Consider the following 17,915-nt stretch of genomic DNA (forward strand, 5'->3'; position numbering starts at 1 on the left):
AGGCTAGACCATTGTTGGGGGTGGCCTTTCGCTTCAGCGGCGCTAAACTCCAAAGGCTGGTCAAATAACAAGTCCACTCAGCTGGAAATAAAAAATGAAAAACAATAATAGTCTGCTGCGCCATGTGCCCTGGCTGATTGTTGCGATTCTTGGGGCCTGCGCCCTGGGGGTGGTTGCATTGCGTCGGGGAGAGGCAATCAACGCACTCTGGATCGTGGTCGCCGCGGTTGCCATTTATCTGGTCGCTTATCGCTACTACAGCCTGTTCATCGCCAATCGTGTCATGCAACTCGATCCGACCCGGGCCACCCCGGCGGTGCTGAACAACGACGGTCTGGACTACGTGCCGACCAACAAACACATTCTTTTCGGTCACCACTTCGCCGCCATCGCAGGCGCAGGTCCGCTGGTCGGCCCGGTGCTGGCCGCGCAAATGGGTTATCTGCCTGGCACCCTCTGGCTCATCGCCGGTGTGGTATTAGCCGGTGCGGTTCAGGACTTCATGATCCTGTTCCTCTCCACCCGCCGTAATGGCCGCTCGCTGGGCGACATGGTCCGTGAGGAAATGGGCCGCATTCCCGGCACCATAGCCTTGTTCGGCTGCTTCCTGATCATGATCATCATCCTCGCGGTGCTGGCGTTGATCGTGGTCAAAGCCCTGGCCGAAAGCCCATGGGGCATGTTCACGGTCATGGCGACTATCCCGATCGCGATGTTCATGGGCATCTACATGCGCTTCATCCGTCCGGGCCGAATCGGGGAGATTTCGGTGGTAGGCGTGGGGCTGTTGCTGCTGTCGATCTGGATTGGCGGTCAGGTGGCCGCCAGCCCTGAATGGGCGCCCCTGTTCACGTTCACCGGCGTGCAGATCACCTGGATGCTCGTAGGTTACGGCTTCGTCGCCGCGATGCTGCCGGTCTGGCTGGTGCTGGCACCGCGCGATTATCTGTCGACCTTCCTGAAAATCGGCACCATCGTCGCGCTGGCCATCGGCATCCTGATTCTGGCGCCCGAGCTGAAAATGCCTGCGCTGACCCAGTTCACCGACGGTTCGGGCCCGGTCTGGAAAGGGACGCTGTTCCCGTTCCTGTTCATCACCATCGCCTGTGGCGCCGTGTCCGGCTTCCATGCGCTGATCTCTTCGGGCACCACGCCGAAACTGCTGGATAACGAGGTCAACGCCCGTTACATCGGTTACGGCGGCATGCTGATGGAATCGTTCGTGGCCATCATGGCCATGGTCGCCGCCTCGGTCATCGAGCCGGGCGTGTACTTCGCCATGAACAGCCCAGCGGCGATCGTCGGCACCGATGTCAACGCGGTCGCGCAGATGGTCAGCAGTTGGGGCTTCGTGATTACGCCGGATCAACTGGTGGCCACTGCCAAAGACATCGGCGAAAACACCATTCTGGCCCGTGCCGGTGGTGCGCCGACCCTCGCTGTCGGCATCGCGCAGATCCTGCACCAAGCTTTCCCGGGTCAGAACACCATGGCGTTCTGGTACCACTTCGCGATTCTGTTCGAAGCGCTGTTTATCCTGACAGCGGTCGATGCGGGTACTCGCGCTGGTCGCTTCATGCTGCAAGACCTGCTGGGCAGCTTCGTGCCAGCGCTCAAACGCACTGAATCCTGGAGCGCCAACGCCATCGGCACCGGTGGTTGCGTCGCGCTGTGGGGCTATCTGCTGTATCAAGGTGTGATCGATCCACTGGGCGGTATCAACACCCTGTGGCCGCTGTTCGGTATCTCCAACCAGATGCTGGCCGGTATCGCGCTGATGCTGGCCACCGTGGTGCTGATCAAAATGAAGCGTCAACAGTACGCGTGGGTGACGATTCTCCCGGCGTCGTGGCTGCTGATCTGCACCGTGACAGCGGGCTTCATCAAGCTGTTCGACCCAAGCCCTGCGGTTGGCTTCCTGGCTCTGGCCAAGAAATACAGCGCGGCGGCAGACGCCGGTCAAGTGTTGGCCCCGGCCAAATCCATGGAGCAGATGCAGCACGTGATCTTCAATGCGTACACCAACGCGGCGCTGACCACGCTGTTCCTGTTCGTGGTGCTGAGCATCCTGTTCTATGCGATCAAGGTCGGTCGCGCGGCGTGGGTCAAGCAAGAGCGTACCGACAAGGAAGCGCCGTTCCAGGCCTTCCCTAAAACCCATTGAGTGCGCGCTGACGCGAGGAGTTGTGTATGTTCAATGACTTGAGTCGGCTGGGTAAGTATCTGGGTCAGGCGGCGCGTCTGATGGTCGGCATGCCGGACTACGACACCTACGTCGAACATATGCAGACCAAACACCCGGACAAACCGGTGATGTCGTACGAGGTGTTCTTTCGGGAACGCCAGGATGCGCGTTACGGCGGCAAGGGTGGGCCGAAGTGTTGTTGATAGGTCGATAACACCGCTTTACACGCGTGGGAGCCGCCCGCAGCAAGCCGGCTCCCACATTAATCCGTCGTATTGCCACAGATTTGCGTTGTATTGGAGATATCTGTTTTGTTCACACCCATCCCCGTCACCGTCCTGAGTGGCTTTCTCGGCGCAGGCAAGACCACGCTGCTGCGTCACCTCCTCAAAGAAGAGCACGGCCTGAAAATCGCCGTGATCGAAAACGAATTCAGTGATGCCGGGGTCGATACCCAGTTGCTGGGCGATGAGCCCGTGCAAGTCATGACCCTGTCCAACGGCTGTGTGTGCTGCACCATTCACACCGATCTCACCAAGGCCCTTGTGCTGCTGCTTGAGCGGCTGGACAGCGGCGAGATCTTCTTCGACCGGTTGGTGATCGAATGCACAGGCCTGGCCGACCCGGCCCCTGTGGCGCAAACCTTTTTCATCGACGAAGAACTGCGTGAGCGTTACATCCTCGATGGCATCATCACGCTGGTCGACGCAGCCCACGCCGACACCCATCTGGAACAGACCATCGCCCAGGCTCAGATCGGCTTTGCCGACCGCCTGCTGGTGAGCAAGACCGATCTGGTGGATGAAGCAACGTTCAAGGCCCTGAGCGAGCGCCTGACCCGCATTAACCGCCGGGCACCGGTTCGTGTAGTCGAGCACGGCAAGATCGATCTGGCCGAATTACTCGACGTGCGCGGCTTCAACCTCAACGCCGATGTCGGCGGCATGTTGCTGCGTCCGGCCGCGCCTTCGGGGCGTTCGATCGACCGCATCAGCAGCCTGGTGCTGCGCAGCGACAAGGCCCTGGATATCGACAAACTCAGCGAGTTCATGAATGACCTGCTGGAAGCCCACGGCAAACAACTGTTGCGCTACAAAGGCGTGCTGAACATTGCCGGTGAAGACCGCAAGTTGGTGTTTCAGGGCGTGTTGAAGCTGTATGGCTTCGACTTTGATGTGGAGTGGAGGGCAGACGAACAGCGCGAGAGCGTGATGGTGTTCATCGCCGATGAGTTACCGGAAGAGAAGATTCGGGAGGGGTTTGCCAGAGTTGCTGTGGACTGACGCACAGCGAATCCTTGTGGGAGCCGGCTTGCTGGCGAAAGCGTCAGGTCAAACACCTCTATGCTGAATGACACCGCTTTCGCCAGTTCAAGCCGGCTCCCACAGGGTGTGTATTTCATGGAGGGTAAGGCGTCGCCTGAATAAAAAACCCGGCTAAAGAGCCGGGCTTTTCACATCAGCGAACCGCTATCAAGCGCCGTAAACCGGCAGCTTGGCGCAGATGGCCTTGACCTTCTCGCGAACGGCGTCGATCACCGCCTCGTTGTTCAGGTCAGCCAGGATGTCGCAGATCCAGCCCGCCAGTTCCTTGCACTCTGCTTCCTTGAAGCCACGAGTGGTCACAGCCGGGGTGCCGAAGCGCAGGCCGGAAGTGACGAACGGGGAGCGTGGGTCGTTTGGCACGGAGTTCTTGTTCACGGTAATGAAGGCGCGACCCAGCGCGGCGTCGGCGTCTTTACCGGAAATGTCCTGTTTGATCAGGGACAGCAGGAACAGGTGGTTTTCAGTACCGCCGGAAACGACGTCAAAACCGCGCTCGATGAACACGGCGGCCATGGCCTTGGCGTTCTTCACGACTTGTTGCTGGTACGCCTTGAACTCAGGCTGCAACGCTTCTTTGAAGCAGATCGCTTTGGCGGCGATCACGTGCTCCAGAGGACCGCCTTGACCGCCCGGGAAGACCGCGGAGTTCAGCTTCTTCTCGATGTCGGCGTTGGCGCGCGCCAGGATCAGGCCGCCACGTGGACCGCGCAGGGTTTTGTGGGTAGTGGTGGTCACAACGTCAGCGAAGGGCACCGGGTTCGGGTAGACGCCTGCGGCGACCAGACCGGCTACGTGAGCCATGTCGACGAACAGATAAGCGCCAACCTTGTCAGCGATGGCGCGGAAACGGGCGAAGTCCAGCACTTGCGAGTAGGCCGAGAAACCGGCAACGATCATTTTTGGCTTGTGCTCGACCGCCAGGCGCTCGACTTCGTCGTAGTCGATCAGGCCGTTGCCGTCGATACCGTACTGAACAGCGTTGTACAGCTTGCCGGACGAAGAAACGCTGGCGCCGTGGGTCAGGTGACCGCCGTGGGCCAGGCTCATGCCCAGAATGGTGTCACCTGCATTCAGCAGTGCCAGGTAAACGGCGCTGTTGGCCTGGGAACCGGCGTGCGGCTGGACGTTGGCGTAGTCAGCGCCGAACAGCTCTTTGGCGCGATCGATGGCCAGTTGCTCGACGATGTCGACGTATTCGCAACCACCGTAGTAACGCTTGCCTGGGTAGCCTTCAGCGTACTTGTTGGTCAAAACCGAGCCTTGCGCTTCCATCACCGCAGGGCTGGTGTAGTTTTCCGAGGCGATCAGCTCGATGTGCTCTTCCTGGCGCTTGGCTTCTTGTTCCATAGCAGCAAACAGGTCGGAGTCGTACTTGGCGATAGTCAAATTACGGCTGAACATGGCGGTCCTCGAGGATCGGGCAGTTGAAAAGGGGGGCATTCTACCGCATCGGGTTTCATATGACATATGAAAGGCGGTCATGCCGCAGACAAGCGGTTTTCATGTGCCTGAATGGCTGACCCGTGACGTTGTGGGAGACGGCTTGCTGGCGAAAGCGCAGGGTCATTCAATGTTGAGCTGTCTGACCTGACGCCTTCGCCAGCAAGCCGGCTCCCACAGTTGTTGCGTCGCATCGGTGGCAAGCGGGCGTTCAATCGATCATGAACAACGCATCGTTGCTGAACTGCGCCTCGAACCGCGTGGCAGGCATCGGGCGGCCGAACAGGTAGCCTTGCACCTCGTCACACCCGTGTTCGCGCAGGAAGTCCAGTTGTTCGTGGGTCTCCACGCCTTCGGCGATCACCGCGAGGTTCAGACTATGCGCCATCGCGATGATGGCGCGGGCGATCTGTGCGTCTTGCTCGCCGGACGGCAGGCCGTCAACGAACGTGCGGTCGATCTTCAGCACGTCGATGGGGAATTGCTTGAGGTAGTTGAGCGACGAGTAACCGGTGCCGAAGTCGTCGACCGCAATGCTCAGGCCCAACCGCTTGAGGCTGTCGAGGATCTGCATCGCTTCGCTGACTTCGCGCATCAGGATACTTTCGGTCAGTTCCAGTTCCAGGCACGCAGGGGGGAGGCCGGTTTCCTGAAGAATGTTGGCGATGCGCATGCCCAACTGGCCATCAGAGAACTGCCGCGCCGAAATGTTGACCGACACTTTCGGCACGCGGACTTTGGCCTGATGCCATTCGCGCAGTTGCCGACAGGCCTCTTTGAGCACCCATTCGCCGACTTCTACTACCAGACCCAGCTCTTCGAGCACCGGAATGAAATCCCCCGGCGGAACCAGCCCTCGACGCGGATGGCGCCAGCGCAACAGGGCCTCAGTGCCAGTCAGGCGCTTGCCGTCGCCGCTGAACTGCGGCTGGTAGAACAGGGTGAACTCTTCTTGCTCCAGTGCGTGGCGCAAATCGCTTTCCAGTTCCAGACGCTCCAGCGCACTGGCGTTCATGTCCGCCTGGTAGAACTGGAAGTTATTCTTGCCGCGCTCTTTGGCGTGGTACATCGCCGTATCGGCGTTCTTCATCAACTGGCTCAACTCATGGCCGTCCTGCGGGCTGAGCGCGATGCCGATACTGGCGGTGACGAAGAACTCCCGGCCTTCCAGCACGAACGGTTTCACCAGGCTGGCCAGAATCTGTTCGGCGACATGAATGGCGCGGGTCAGCGCCGCCTGTTGTGAAGCCCCCGGTTGCAACAGCAGCGTGAATTCGTCGCCGCCCATGCGTGCGACGGTATCGTCTTCGGCCACGCACTCCAGCAGTCGCGAGGCCATTTCCTTGAGCATGCGGTCGCCAGCGGCGTGACCCAGAGAGTCGTTGATCGGTTTGAAACGGTCCAGATCGAGGAACATCAGCACGACCCACGCACTCTGGCGCTCGGCATGTTGCAATGCCGTGTGGAGTCGATCCTGGAAAAGCGTCCGGTTGGGCAGATGCGTCAGGGCGTCGTAATAGGCCAGGCGATGAATGCGTTGCTCGCTGGCCTTGCGTTCGCTGATGTCGCTGAAGAAACACACGTAACTGGCCAGATCACCTTCGTCATCGAACACTGCCGTGATGCCGACCCACGCCGGGTAATGCTCGCCGTCCCGCCGCTTGAGCCACAGTTCGCCTTCCCAACTGCCGCGCTGGTGCAATTGCTTGAGGATGTAGCCCATGTGGGCTTCCTGCTGATCCTCGACCGTGAGCATCACCGGCAATTGATCCAGCACTTGCGAAACCGCATAGCCACTGACCCGGCTGAACGCGTCGTTGGCCTGCACGATGTAGCCGGCAGGGTCGGTGATCAGAATGGCCGATGTCGAGTGTTCGAATACGGTCGCCGCCATGCGCAGGTCTTTTTCCGCGCGGCGCTGCTGACTGATATCACGACCCACGCCGAGAATGCCTTCAAACGCCCCCGAATCGTCCCACACCAGCACCAGACGCAGTTCGACCGGAATTTTGCGCCCGTCCGCCCGTAAGCAGTCGAAAAGGAAGACCTGAGTCGGCACTTCGCTGCGCAATTGCGACAATACGTCGGGCTTGTTCAGCGCCTTGCCCACTCTGTGCAATAGCGCCTGGACACCCGCTAACTGTTGAGGGTTGGCGATGATCGAGCTCCACCCGTTTTCCAGTATCCAATCGGCGCTGTAGCCCAGCACGGTGTTCACCGAAGGGCTGACGTAGTTCGGGCGCAAGCGGGCATCGGTGGAGAAAATCACGTCGCTGATGCTTTCTGCCAGCATGCGATAACGCTGCTCGCTGTCGCGCAGAGACTGACTCGCTTCGACCTGTTCAGTGATGTCCTTGGCCACACCGATGATGCGGGTGATCCGGCCATTTTCGTCCCGCGCCAAGGCTTGCTCGCGAATATCCAGACGCCGCCAGTTGCCCCGACGGTCCCGGAAGCGCAATTGCTCCTGGATCAGGTCGCTGCGGTTCTCTTCGCTGCGCATCAGACGCAGGCGCTCATAAGGTTCGGTGTCGTCCGGGTGAAGCAGGATTTCCCAGAAGTATTCGCCCATCTCCTGCACGTCTTGCCTGCTGTAGCCCAGCGAGTGCCCCAGATGGTGGTTGCTGTAGATCATGCGCCGGGTCACGACATCCTGAACGTACAGGTGATCGGGGACGGTCTGGACCACTTCCGACCAGAAGCTCTCACGCTCCTGCAACGCCAGCTCGGTCTGCTTGCGATTGGTGACGTCGTTGATATTGAGGATGACGGCGTTGAAGTCTTCCGGGTGCTCGGGAAGGCGCACCACCAGCCACAAATGCTGATCGTTGCCCTTGGCGTCCGGGAGGACGATTTCCAGCTCCAGTTGTGGCTGGCAGTCGAGTACGGCGCTCAACACTTGCACACCGATGCCCTGTTGCGAGCGCGGACAGCCTTCGATCAGTTGCTTCCAGACCTGCTCGGCGGATTCGGCGCGCAACAGACTGGCGGCCACCTGATTGACCTCGGTGATGCGCAACTGGCGCAACAGCCCTTTGAGCTGATCCGGATGATTGAGCAGGCGTGTGTGCAGTTCTTCGCTGTTGTCGATTTGCAGATGTTTGAGGTAAGCGGGCAAGCCGGACAGGTCAAGCACGCACAGCGCAACACCGGTCCCTTCGAAGATGTCTTTGTAGCGACGGCGGCTTTCGTGCAACTGCTGCTGGCGGCGATGCAGGCTGCGCAATGCCAGCAACGGCAGGATGGAGCAGAGCAGCGCGATCAGGCATTTGCCGATCAAGGGGGCGATCAAGGCCTGGCGGGCTTTGGTGGTATCGAACAGGCCACGCAGTTGCCAGTCGCTGTTGGTCAGCGGTTCGAGCAATACGGTCTGGACGTCGCCGCTGGCGGCTTCGTCCGTATCGGTTTCACTCCGATAAACCAGATGTTGGGTGGTGCGATTTTCCAGTTGCCACGCTGCTTTGTAATCCTGATCGCTTTGCCGTGTCAGGGATTTCAGCGCCTGCGGGTTGAGGCGAATGGCCCAGTAGCGCTCGGTATCGCCGCCGGGTTGGCGCACGAACAGGTAAAACAGCGATCCATCCGGCGCGTCGGCGTAATAATAGGTGCGGCCCTTGATACGCTCGCGCTGCTGAGTCAAAAAGCTGGCGTCCGAGCTGTTCAGTGCGCTGTCGATCAGGATATTGGCGTCGCTGTCGAGCCACGCCACGCTGCGCAGCTCCGGCATGGCCTGGCGCAGCCGCTCCAGCGTTGCGGCGTGTTGTTCGGTGGTTTGCGCACGCCCTTTGGCATCGTCCAGTACGTTGAGGGCGACCTGTGCGTTGAGCGCCATGTTCAGGCTCAGGCGGTCGGCCAGTTGAATGCTGTAATCGACGCTGCGTTGATGTTGCCGCTCCTGCGTTTGCTGGAACTGTTCGAACAGTTGCCATAACAACAGCACGAGCATCAGCAGCACCAGCACTGCCAGCGCGCCTTTGAGCGAGCCCCGGAAAGGCACTGACGTCGCGCTTTTAGTCGAGCGCAAAGGAGAAATGGGGGCTGGTGTGGACAAACTGTGATCCTGACTGCTGGACTGAATCAGCGTGTGCGAAATGTACTATAAGCTCGACGCCCAAAGGGCGGCTAGCATGCCCTGACTTGTGGCTAAGTGCCAGCCTTATCGGCCCGCACGGTTTGCCCTGTCGACCGCATTCGGGTAGTTTGGCGCGACGCGCGAAGTGCCCAGTTCTGCAAGACTTGCGCATTGCTTGCAAACATTGCTCCAGCTCCATGACCGATACTCGGAAGTTCCCGATGTCGCCGTTGTACGGATCAAGTCTTAATCAATTCAAGGCCCTGAATCGGCTGGCGGCAAGTTGCGACGATAAATAAAAAGCAATTTTTGCGTCAGAGCACTAAGCTCGCGCCTTTAATCATTCACCGTCACACTCCAGGTTTTCATTCCATGGCTCAATACGTCTTCACCATGCATCGGCTGAGCAAGGTTGTTCCGCCGAAGCGGGAAATCCTGAAAAACATCTCCCTGTCGTTCTTCCCGGGTGCCAAGATCGGCGTCCTTGGCCTGAACGGCTCGGGTAAATCCACCTTGCTGAAAATCATGGCAGGCGTCGACACCGAGTTCGACGGCGAAGCGCGCCCGATGCCAGAGCTGAATGTGGGTTATCTGCCGCAAGAACCGCAACTTGACCCTGCTAAAACCGTTCGTGAAGTGGTCGAGGAGGCGGTCAGCGTGATCAAGGACGCTCAAGCGCGTCTGGACGAAGTTTACGCCGCCTACGCCGAGCCTGATGCCGATTTCGACAAGCTGGCCGCTGAACAGGCCAAGCTCGAAGCCATTCTGCAAGCCAGCGATGGTCATAACCTGGAGCGTCAACTGGAAGTCGCCGCCGATGCACTGCGTCTGCCGCCATGGGAGGCGAAGGTCGAGCACCTGTCCGGTGGTGAGAAACGCCGTGTGGCCTTGTGCCGACTGCTGCTGTCCGCCCCTGACATGCTGCTGCTCGACGAGCCGACCAACCACCTGGATGCCGATTCGGTTGCCTGGCTCGAACACTTCCTGCACGACTTCCCGGGCACCGTGGTAGCGATTACCCACGACCGTTACTTCCTGGACAACGTCGCGGGCTGGATTCTGGAACTCGACCGCGGTGCCGGTATTCCGTACGAAGGCAACTATTCGGGCTGGCTGGAAGCCAAATCCGATCGTCTGGCCCAGGAATCCAAGCAGCAGTCGGCTCACGAAAAGGCCATGAAAGAGGAACTGGAGTGGGTGCGTAAAGGCGCCAAGGCGCGTCAGTCCAAATCCAAGGCCCGTCTGCAACGCTTCGAAGAAATGCAATCGCAGGAATTCCAGAAGCGCAGCGAGACCAACGAAATCTACATCCCGGCCGGTCCACGTCTGGGCGACAAGGTCATCGAGTTCAAGAACGTTACCAAGGGTTACGGCGATCGCGTGCTGATCGACAACTTGTCGTTCTCCATGCCCAAAGGTGCCATCGTCGGCGTGATCGGTGGTAACGGTGCCGGTAAATCGACCCTGTTCCGCATGCTGATGGGCAAGGAGCAGCCGGATTCGGGCTCCATCGAGATCGGTGAAACCGTGCAACTGGCCTGCGTTGATCAGAGCCGTGAAGACCTGGACGGCAGCAAGACGGTATTTGCGCAGATCTCCGACGGTTCCGACCTGATCAAGATCGGCAACTATGAAATCCCGTCGCGTACCTACGTTGGCCGTTTCAACTTCAAAGGTGGCGATCAGCAGAAGTTCGTGAAGGACCTCTCCGGCGGTGAGCGCGGTCGTCTGCACCTGGCATTGACGCTGAAGGAGGGCGGCAACGTCCTGCTGCTCGACGAACCGTCCAACGACCTCGACGTCGAAACCTTGCGTTCCCTGGAAGAAGCCTTGCTGGACTTCCCGGGCGCCGCCATTGTGATTTCCCACGATCGCTGGTTCCTGGACCGCGTGGCGACTCACATCCTGGCGTACGAAGACGACTCGCAAGCCGTATTCTTCGAAGGCAACTACACCGAGTACGAAGCCGACCGCAAAAAGCGGCTGGGCGAAGCCGCTGCCCAGCCGCACCGCGTGCGTCACAAGAAACTGGCCTGATTCGGGTTGGTGGCATAAAAACGGAGCCTTCGGGCTTCGTTTTTGTTTGGATTGAATCGGTCATACCTCTTCGGCTTGCGACTGATCTCCGTGGGAGCGAATTTATTCGCGATGCGTCGGCAGATGCGGTAGAGATGGGGCGAGTGCACAGGCCTCTCGCGAATGAATTCGCTCCCACAGGAGTACGTTATTGGACCGGTATTCGTGCATTTGATAAGGCTTGGCCATCAACGTGAGCGATATGCCTTGGCCGCATCCTGAGTTTTCTGCTGTTCCCACGCGCGGTCCCGATCATTCCAGATACTGTCGCGCCCCTGATCCTGAACGTTGCGGTTGACCAGTTGAGCCTGACATTGCTGAAATCCGTCACCCCAGCCCTGCGCATAAACCGTATCGCGCAAGTAACGCGGGACATCCTTCTTGTACTGGCCTTTCATGGGGTCTATGGACTGTCGCCCACTGCCGCACCCGTCCTGAAAACCGTCCGCAAATGCCGGTGGATAACCTTCGGCCAGTAGCTGGTCGTGGGTAGACTGACATCCGGCGACAACCAAACAGCACCACAGCACAACCCAACGCGTGTTCATTTCCGTTTTCCTCGACTTATGTGAAAAGTCTAGAAGCGGATCCGTGAGTTATTTGTAAAAGGGGTGTGAGAAATCCATTAACCGATGCCCGGTCTTGTGCGATTAGTTCCCGGATTGCGCTGAATGGCGGGCATTTCCTGAAAAAACTTTTAGTAATTTTCCCGTGAGCGGCCTGAGAACATACAAGGTTGTTAAACTGCACAGCTGCGCGCAATAGCCTGGGAAAATGAATGAACCTGCGAACGATCCTGATTCTTGGCGCCCTCAGCGCTTTCGGTCCTTTGGCCATCGACTTTTATCTGCCCGGATTCCCGGCAATTGCTGCCGCATTTGGCACGGATGAAAAGCATGTCCAACTGACGCTGGCGTCCTATTTTCTGGGGCTGAGTATCGGCCAACTGGTTTACGGCCCGATTGCCGACCGCTTTGGCCGTCGCGTGCCACTGCTGTTCGGGGTGGGCCTGTTCACGCTGGCGTCGTTGGGCTGCGCATTCGCGCCGAGTCTTGAGTGGCTGATCGTAGCGCGCTTCGTTCAAGCTCTGGGCGGTTGCGCGGGGATGGTGCTGTCGCGAGCGATCGTCAGTGACAAATGCTCACCGATCGAATCGGCCAAAGTCTTTTCCCAACTCATGCTGGTCATGGGCCTTGCACCGATCCTGGCACCGATGCTCGGCGGGTTGCTGGTGAACGTCTACGGCTGGCAAACGATCTTCATGACATTGACCCTGTTCAGTGCACTCACAGCAGCAGCCGTCGCTGTCGGCCTGCCGGAAAGCATGCCTGCGGGGCATCCGCGTGCGCCGCTGTCCGGCGCCCTGGGTTCGTATTGGCAACTGCTCGGAGACCGGATTTTCCTAGGGCATGCGTTGACCGGCGGTATCGCAATTGCTGGGATGTTTTCCTACATTGCGGGTTCGCCTTTCGTGTTTATCAAGTTGTACGGTGTGCCTGCCGAGCACTATGGCTGGCTGTTCGGGACCAATGCGGCGGGGTTCATTCTGGTCGCTCAAGTCAACGCCCGGCTGGTCGGCCGCTTCGGTCCGGCCTGGATGCTGTCCCGTGCCGTCTGGCTGTACCTGAGTGCTGCCGTGGTGCTGCTGGGTATCGCGTCACTGCATACCGAGAAGCTGTGGCCGTTGTTGATTCCGCTGTTCATCTACATTTCCAGCCTGGGCTGCATCATTCCCAACGCATCGGCCTGTGCGATGGCCGGACAAGGCAAGCGCGCGGGCAGTGCGTCGGCGCTGCTGGGCTGCCTGCAGTTCAGCGTTGCTGCGGGCGCGGCAGCGTTAGTTGGCGTACTACATGACGGTACTGCCGTGCCCATGGCGACCGTCATTACCCTGTGTGGTGTGTTGACGGCGGGACTTGCCACCGTGACGCGTCGGGCGCAGAAGAAGCGTGACGAGCTGGCCTTGCACTCGGATGTGCGTATTTAGCGCCGCCTGGCGGATTGTCTTTAGTGTGTACAGCTGCCTTCATGGTTCGCTGTACAGACATGTTCGGTTAGCCGGGATTTCAAACTTGACCGTTAACACCTGGTACTGGGTGCGTGGAAAATATTTGCCTGGAAAGTCGCGTCCCGGCAATCCAGCCGCTCTGACGCTACTTTAAAAGTCTGCAATAGAGATTTTTTTCTTGAGTGTATTTGGAGTTTTCGTTGTAGGCATTTGCCCCGGGCCAACCAGAGCACATCGCCTGGGGTAAAACAGAAAGGCCCTCTGGAAAGGGCTTTCCCGGACGATTCAGGTGTTCGCATTGCACCAGTACAAGAGGCCGATCCTGCCCGAAGTTATGCCGTATGAGTTGACGTTGGCTTATGCGCAAGTCCGGAACCTTGCCTTGGTATCCTGATGCAGTGCTTATACTATGCAGTCGTAGTGGATACCCATTAAGGCACGGTATTAAAACTGTCGCGGCTAATCATTAGATCTGTATTGCTCCGCGATTTTCGTTACCTGGAGTTTCCATGAAATGATGTAGATCAAGGCCAACGTTCGTTCAAGGCGACAATGTGGGTATTACAAGACAACCCGGTTTTTGTACCAGGTGAACGTTTCAACAGGGAGTGAAAACATGGAACAGGCACCGTGCATCAGTCAGATTGCGGCATTGCTGGCTGATCCCAAGCGCAGCGCGATGATGTGGGCGTTGCTGGATGGGGCTTCTCGGACGGCAGATGAGCTTGCGTTGCTGGTGGGCTTGTCGACTTCCTCGGCAGGGGCACACTTGGGGCGTCTGGCCGCAGGCGGTTTGCTCAGGCAGGAAACGCGTGGCAAGAAGCGCTTTTTCAGAATGGCTGCACCGGAAGTCGGGCAAGCGGTGCAAGCATTGGCGAGTGCATCGATGGCCAGCGCGGAAACCATCAATCGAAACCTCGCGCAGCCGCTTCCCCCTCTGCCACTGCTCAGGGCAAGTATCTGCGAGGATCATCTTGGCGGTGAGTTGGGGACCGCGTTGTACCAGAGAATGCTCGGTGCAGGGTGGATCGAGCAATCCGATCAGCGTCTGGAAGTGACCAGTGTGGGGATCACCCGGTTCGCCGAGCGTGGCATCTTTGTTCCGGCGTTGGCGCATCGACAAAGGGAAACCGTCTGCGCCTGCGTCGAGTGCAACGACGCCAATCCGCATCTGGGGGGCGCGCTCGGGGCGGGGTTATTGCAACTGTTCATGCAGTTAGGGTGGCTGCGCGCCACGGAGGAGGCCAGCACGTTGCAAGTGTCCTCCAACGGGCAGCGGGAGATCAGCAAGATCGCGTCAGCGGCGTAAGTACCGCTGCTGTAGCAGGATATCCGGGCGACGTCCTGCTACAGATCCTGATCAGGGTTTGACCAGTCGCGCATCCAGGCTGTTTTGCGCCAGACGTCTGGCCTGATCCTGAGTCATGCCCAGGTGCTCATGCAGCGCCTGGAAGTTCTCCGTCACATAGCCGCCGAAGTACGCTGGGTCATCGGAGTTGACCGTCACCTTCACGCCACGCTCCAGCATGTCGAGGATGTTGTGCTGACTCATGTGATCGAACACACACAGCTTGGTGTTGGACAGTGGGCAGACCGTCAGTGGAATCTGCTCATCGATGATACGCTGCATCAGTCGCTCGTCTTCGATGGCGCGCACGCCGTGGTCGATACGCTGAATCTTCAGCAGGTCCAGCGCTTCCCAGATGTACTCCGGTGGTCCTTCCTCACCGGCGTGAGCGACAGTCAGAAAACCTTCGCTGCGCGCGCGATCGAACACGCGCTGGAACTTGCTCGGCGGGTGGCCCATTTCCGAACTGTCCAGACCGACGGCGACGAAGGTGTCGCGGTAGGGCAGCGCCATATCCAGTGTCTTGTGCGCTTCGTCTTCGCTGAGGTGGCGCAGGAAGCTCAGGATCAGGCCGCTGCTGATGCCCAGTTGCTGTTTGCCGTCATCCAGCGCTTTCGAGATGCCATCGAGCACGACCTCGAAGGGGATGCCCCGGTCGGTGTGGGTCTGGGGGTCGAAGAACGGTTCGGTGTGAATTACGTTCTGCGCCTTGCAACGTTGCAGGTAGGCCCAGGTCAGGTCGTAGAAGTCCTGCTCGGTGCGCAGCACGTCTGCACCTTGGTAATAGAGGTCGAGAAACTCCTGAAGGTTGTTGAAGGCATAGGCCTTGCGCAGGGTTTCGACGTCCGACCAGGGCAGGGCAATCTTGTTGCGTTCGGCCAGTGCGAACAGCAGTTCGGGCTCCAGTGAGCCCTCCAGATGCAGGTGCAATTCAGCCTTGGGCAGGGCGTTCAACCAGTCGTACATGTGCTTTTCTCGTCAGGTGCAATAGTGGGCATTCTACAGAGTCGGGCGCGTCGGCTGGTTAAAAACCTGACCGAAAGGTTCAGACCCTGATTTCCGGCTCCCGTCTGTAAGCGTAGGTGTCAGCGAAACGCGAGAGCAAAAACTCGGCGCAGGTCGTTGGCGGGTACAGTGGCGGATGCTCGGCGTCAGTACAGCCTGGCAGGCATTCGACGCGGGTGTCCGGGTGCGGCTCGGCGAAGAACGGCATCGAGTAACGGTCTACGCCCAGCGGGCTGATTACGCGATGGGGCGTAGAGACATAGCGATCATTGCTCCAGCGCGCCATCATGTCGCCCAGATTGACCACGAAGGTGCCTTCGATGGGCGGTGCATCAATCCATTGGCCGCGAACGTCACGCACTTGCAACCCTCCAGCGACGTCCTGATACAGCAACGTGACGCAGCCGTAATCGGTGTGCGCTCCCGCGCCTTGCTGCTGCTCGCTGCTGGCCGTGTGACGAGGCGGATAATGAATCATCCGCAGCACGCTGACCGGCTGCGCGAAGCGCTGGTCGAAGAAATCCTGTTCGATACCCAGCGCTGGAGTCATAGCGCGCAGCAGCGTTTGGGCCAGCGCCTGCATGTCCTGATAATGCTGTTCCATCAAGGTTTGCCAACCGTCTAGATCAGGGTGGCGATTGGGGCCGCGCAACGGTTTGCCCGCTAACACCTCAGGGTGATCGGCGGACAGGTGCAGGCCCATGTCGAAGGTTTCTTTGAGGTCGCTCGGCAGCCTGGGGTCCAATTGTTCGGTGGCGATGGCGCCGTAGCCGCGGTGGTGCTGGCTCTGGGTGATATCGATCTTGAGCTTCTCTTCCAGCGGCTGAGCGAAGAAACGCTGCGCGCTGCCGATGACCTGCTCGATGCGTTCGGCGCTGATCGGATGACCCTTGATGTAGAAGAAGCCCCACTCGCGACAGGCCGAATCGATCTGTCGGGCGACCTCGTGCCAGGCCTGATCGTCCTGGGCGTAGAGCGGGGAAATGTCGATGATGGGAAGCGGGTTCATGCGGGCTCCATGGTTATTTCGGATGACGCCATCCTTGTGGGAGTCGGCTTGCTGGCGAAAACGGTGTATCAGCAATGAATGTATTGACTGACACGCCGCTTTCGCCAGCAAGCCGGCTCCCACAGTGCCTATCGTGTGTATCTAGAGGAATGCACGCTTACTTCGGCAAATCCGCCTTCACGCCCTCGACGTAGTAGTTCATCGACGCCAGCTCTGCATTGGTCGCCACTGCGCCCTCAGGAATCTTCACCGCACCGGTCTGATCCTTGATCGGTCCGGTAAATGGATGGAACGCGCCACTTTCGATGTCCGCGATGATCTTCTGCGCTTCGGCCTTCACGTCTGCAGGCACCAGATCACTCATCGGCAGTTCAACGGTGCCCTCTTTCAGGCCGCCCCAATAATCCTGAGATTTCCAGGTGCCGTTGATCACCGATTCGGTGGCCTGAATGTAATGCGGTCCCCAGTTGTTGACGATGGAGGTCAACACGGCTTTCGGCCCGAAATGCGCCATGTCCGATGCATACCCCACAGCGTAGACACCGCGTCGTTCAGCAGCCTGGATTGGCGCCGGGCTGTCGGTGTGCTGGAAGATCACGTCCACGCCTTGATCGATCAGCGCGTTGGCCGCATCGGCTTCCTTGCCTGGGTCGAACCAGGAGTTGACCCACACCACTTTGATTTCAGTGCCAGGGTTGTATTTGTTCAGCGCCAGTTGAATCGCGTTGATATCCCGCAGCACTTCCGGGATCGGGAACGAGGCCACGTAGCCGATTTTCTTGGTTTTGGTCATTTTCGCCGCGAGGAAACCCCCGACGTAACGGCCTTCATAGGTGCGCGCCAGGTAGGTGCCCATGTTCTTGTCTTGCTTGTACCCGGTCGCGTGCTCGAAGGTGACTTTCGGAAATTGTTTGGCGACTTTCAGCGTCGGGTTCATGTAGCCGAACGAGGTGGTGAACACCAGGTCGTAGCCGCTTTTGGCCATGTTACGAATCACGCGCTCGGCGTCCGCTCCTTCGGGGACGTTCTCGACAAAACTGGTGGTCACTTTGTCGCCCAACGCTTTGGCCATCGCCTGACGGCCCTGTTCATGCTGGTACGTCCAGCCATGGTCGCCAATGGGGCCGATATAGACGAAACCCACTTTCAGAGGGTCTGCTGCCGCCATCAGACTTGAACTCAGCCCTACGACAGCGGCCATGGCGCACATCAGTTTTTTCAGCGGACGACGTGAGTGAAGGGTGGAAAGCATGCAGGTCTAGCTCCTTTGGTCTTGTAGGCCGGGCCGTCAGGGCTGGGCGTTCGACTCAATGCAAAAAGCTGACCAATGAGACAGGTAAGGTGTTAGGTGCGGTTTTGTTGCTCTTCCGACGAGGGAGAGTGACGCGGGTGATCACAGAAGGTGCCGACGTCATGATGAGCGCCGCGAACTGGTGCAGGTTGGCGT

General features: G+C 59.0%; 12 protein-coding genes. 6 read left to right on the forward strand and 6 right to left on the reverse strand.

The window, feature by feature from the left end; all coding sequences use genetic code 11:
- Positions 1 to 94: 94 nt before the first annotated feature.
- From ACI5GA_RS20935 to yjiA, 3 genes are all read left to right on the forward strand, one after another.
- Positions 95 to 2,164, forward strand: coding sequence for a carbon starvation CstA family protein (locus ACI5GA_RS20935; protein WP_421424125.1), 2,070 nt, complete (start codon positions 95 to 97; stop codon positions 2,162 to 2,164).
- Positions 2,165 to 2,190: 26 nt separating this feature from the next.
- Positions 2,191 to 2,388 (forward strand): YbdD/YjiX family protein, encoded by a 198-nt coding sequence (locus tag ACI5GA_RS20940; RefSeq protein WP_404639310.1) that lies wholly within the window; start codon positions 2,191 to 2,193, stop codon positions 2,386 to 2,388.
- 108 nt (positions 2,389 to 2,496) lie between these two features.
- Positions 2,497 to 3,468 carry a GTPase gene (yjiA, locus tag ACI5GA_RS20945; RefSeq protein WP_421424128.1) on the forward strand — a complete coding sequence of 324 codons (972 nt, stop codon included), beginning with the start codon at positions 2,497 to 2,499 and terminating at the stop codon, positions 3,466 to 3,468.
- A gap of 189 nt (positions 3,469 to 3,657) precedes the next feature.
- Here the strand turns inward: yjiA and glyA are convergent, their stop codons facing one another.
- Both glyA and ACI5GA_RS20955 read right to left on the reverse strand, forming a co-directional pair.
- Positions 3,658 to 4,911: a serine hydroxymethyltransferase gene (gene glyA, locus ACI5GA_RS20950; protein WP_404639314.1), complete on the reverse strand. Its 1,254-nt coding sequence runs from the start codon at positions 4,909 to 4,911 to the stop codon at positions 3,658 to 3,660.
- A gap of 250 nt (positions 4,912 to 5,161) precedes the next feature.
- Positions 5,162 to 9,001, reverse strand: a complete 3,840-nt coding sequence (locus tag ACI5GA_RS20955) for a sensor domain-containing protein (RefSeq protein ID WP_404639316.1) — start codon at positions 8,999 to 9,001, stop codon at positions 5,162 to 5,164.
- Positions 9,002 to 9,394: 393 nt separating this feature from the next.
- Between ACI5GA_RS20955 and ettA the strand changes: the two genes are divergently transcribed.
- Entirely contained in the window at positions 9,395 to 11,059 is a 1,665-nt protein-coding gene (ettA, locus tag ACI5GA_RS20960; protein ID WP_404639318.1) for an energy-dependent translational throttle protein EttA, read from the forward strand.
- Positions 11,060 to 11,286: 227 nt separating this feature from the next.
- Here ettA and ACI5GA_RS20965 read toward each other — a convergent pair whose 3' ends face one another.
- Entirely contained in the window at positions 11,287 to 11,646 is a 360-nt protein-coding gene (locus ACI5GA_RS20965; protein WP_404639320.1) for a hypothetical protein, read from the reverse strand.
- Positions 11,647 to 11,876: 230 nt separating this feature from the next.
- Between ACI5GA_RS20965 and ACI5GA_RS20970 the strand changes: the two genes are divergently transcribed.
- Together ACI5GA_RS20970 and ACI5GA_RS20975 are read left to right on the forward strand one after the other, a co-directional pair.
- Positions 11,877 to 13,085: a multidrug effflux MFS transporter gene (locus ACI5GA_RS20970; protein ID WP_421424132.1), complete on the forward strand. Its 1,209-nt coding sequence runs from the start codon at positions 11,877 to 11,879 to the stop codon at positions 13,083 to 13,085.
- 637 nt (positions 13,086 to 13,722) lie between these two features.
- Positions 13,723 to 14,415 carry an ArsR/SmtB family transcription factor gene (locus ACI5GA_RS20975; protein WP_421424134.1) on the forward strand — a complete coding sequence of 231 codons (693 nt, stop codon included), beginning with the start codon at positions 13,723 to 13,725 and terminating at the stop codon, positions 14,413 to 14,415.
- A gap of 51 nt (positions 14,416 to 14,466) precedes the next feature.
- On the opposite strand, the gene ACI5GA_RS20980 is transcribed toward ACI5GA_RS20975, so the two are convergent.
- From ACI5GA_RS20980 to ACI5GA_RS20990, 3 genes are all read right to left on the reverse strand, one after another.
- Positions 14,467 to 15,420 (reverse strand): adenosine deaminase, encoded by a 954-nt coding sequence (locus tag ACI5GA_RS20980; protein ID WP_421424136.1) that lies wholly within the window; start codon positions 15,418 to 15,420, stop codon positions 14,467 to 14,469.
- Between the two features lie 79 nt (positions 15,421 to 15,499).
- A complete protein-coding gene (locus tag ACI5GA_RS20985; protein WP_421424138.1) occupies positions 15,500 to 16,468 on the reverse strand; it encodes a 2-oxoglutarate and iron-dependent oxygenase domain-containing protein in 969 nt (322 codons plus the stop codon).
- A 157-nt stretch (positions 16,469 to 16,625) separates the two neighbouring features.
- A complete protein-coding gene (locus ACI5GA_RS20990; RefSeq protein WP_404639330.1) occupies positions 16,626 to 17,720 on the reverse strand; it encodes a BMP family ABC transporter substrate-binding protein in 1,095 nt (364 codons plus the stop codon).
- Positions 17,721 to 17,915 lie beyond the last annotated feature (195 nt).

This window comes from Pseudomonas sp. Pseu.R1 (genome assembly GCF_045764065.1).
Taxonomy (GTDB): Bacteria; Pseudomonadota; Gammaproteobacteria; order Pseudomonadales; family Pseudomonadaceae; genus Aquipseudomonas.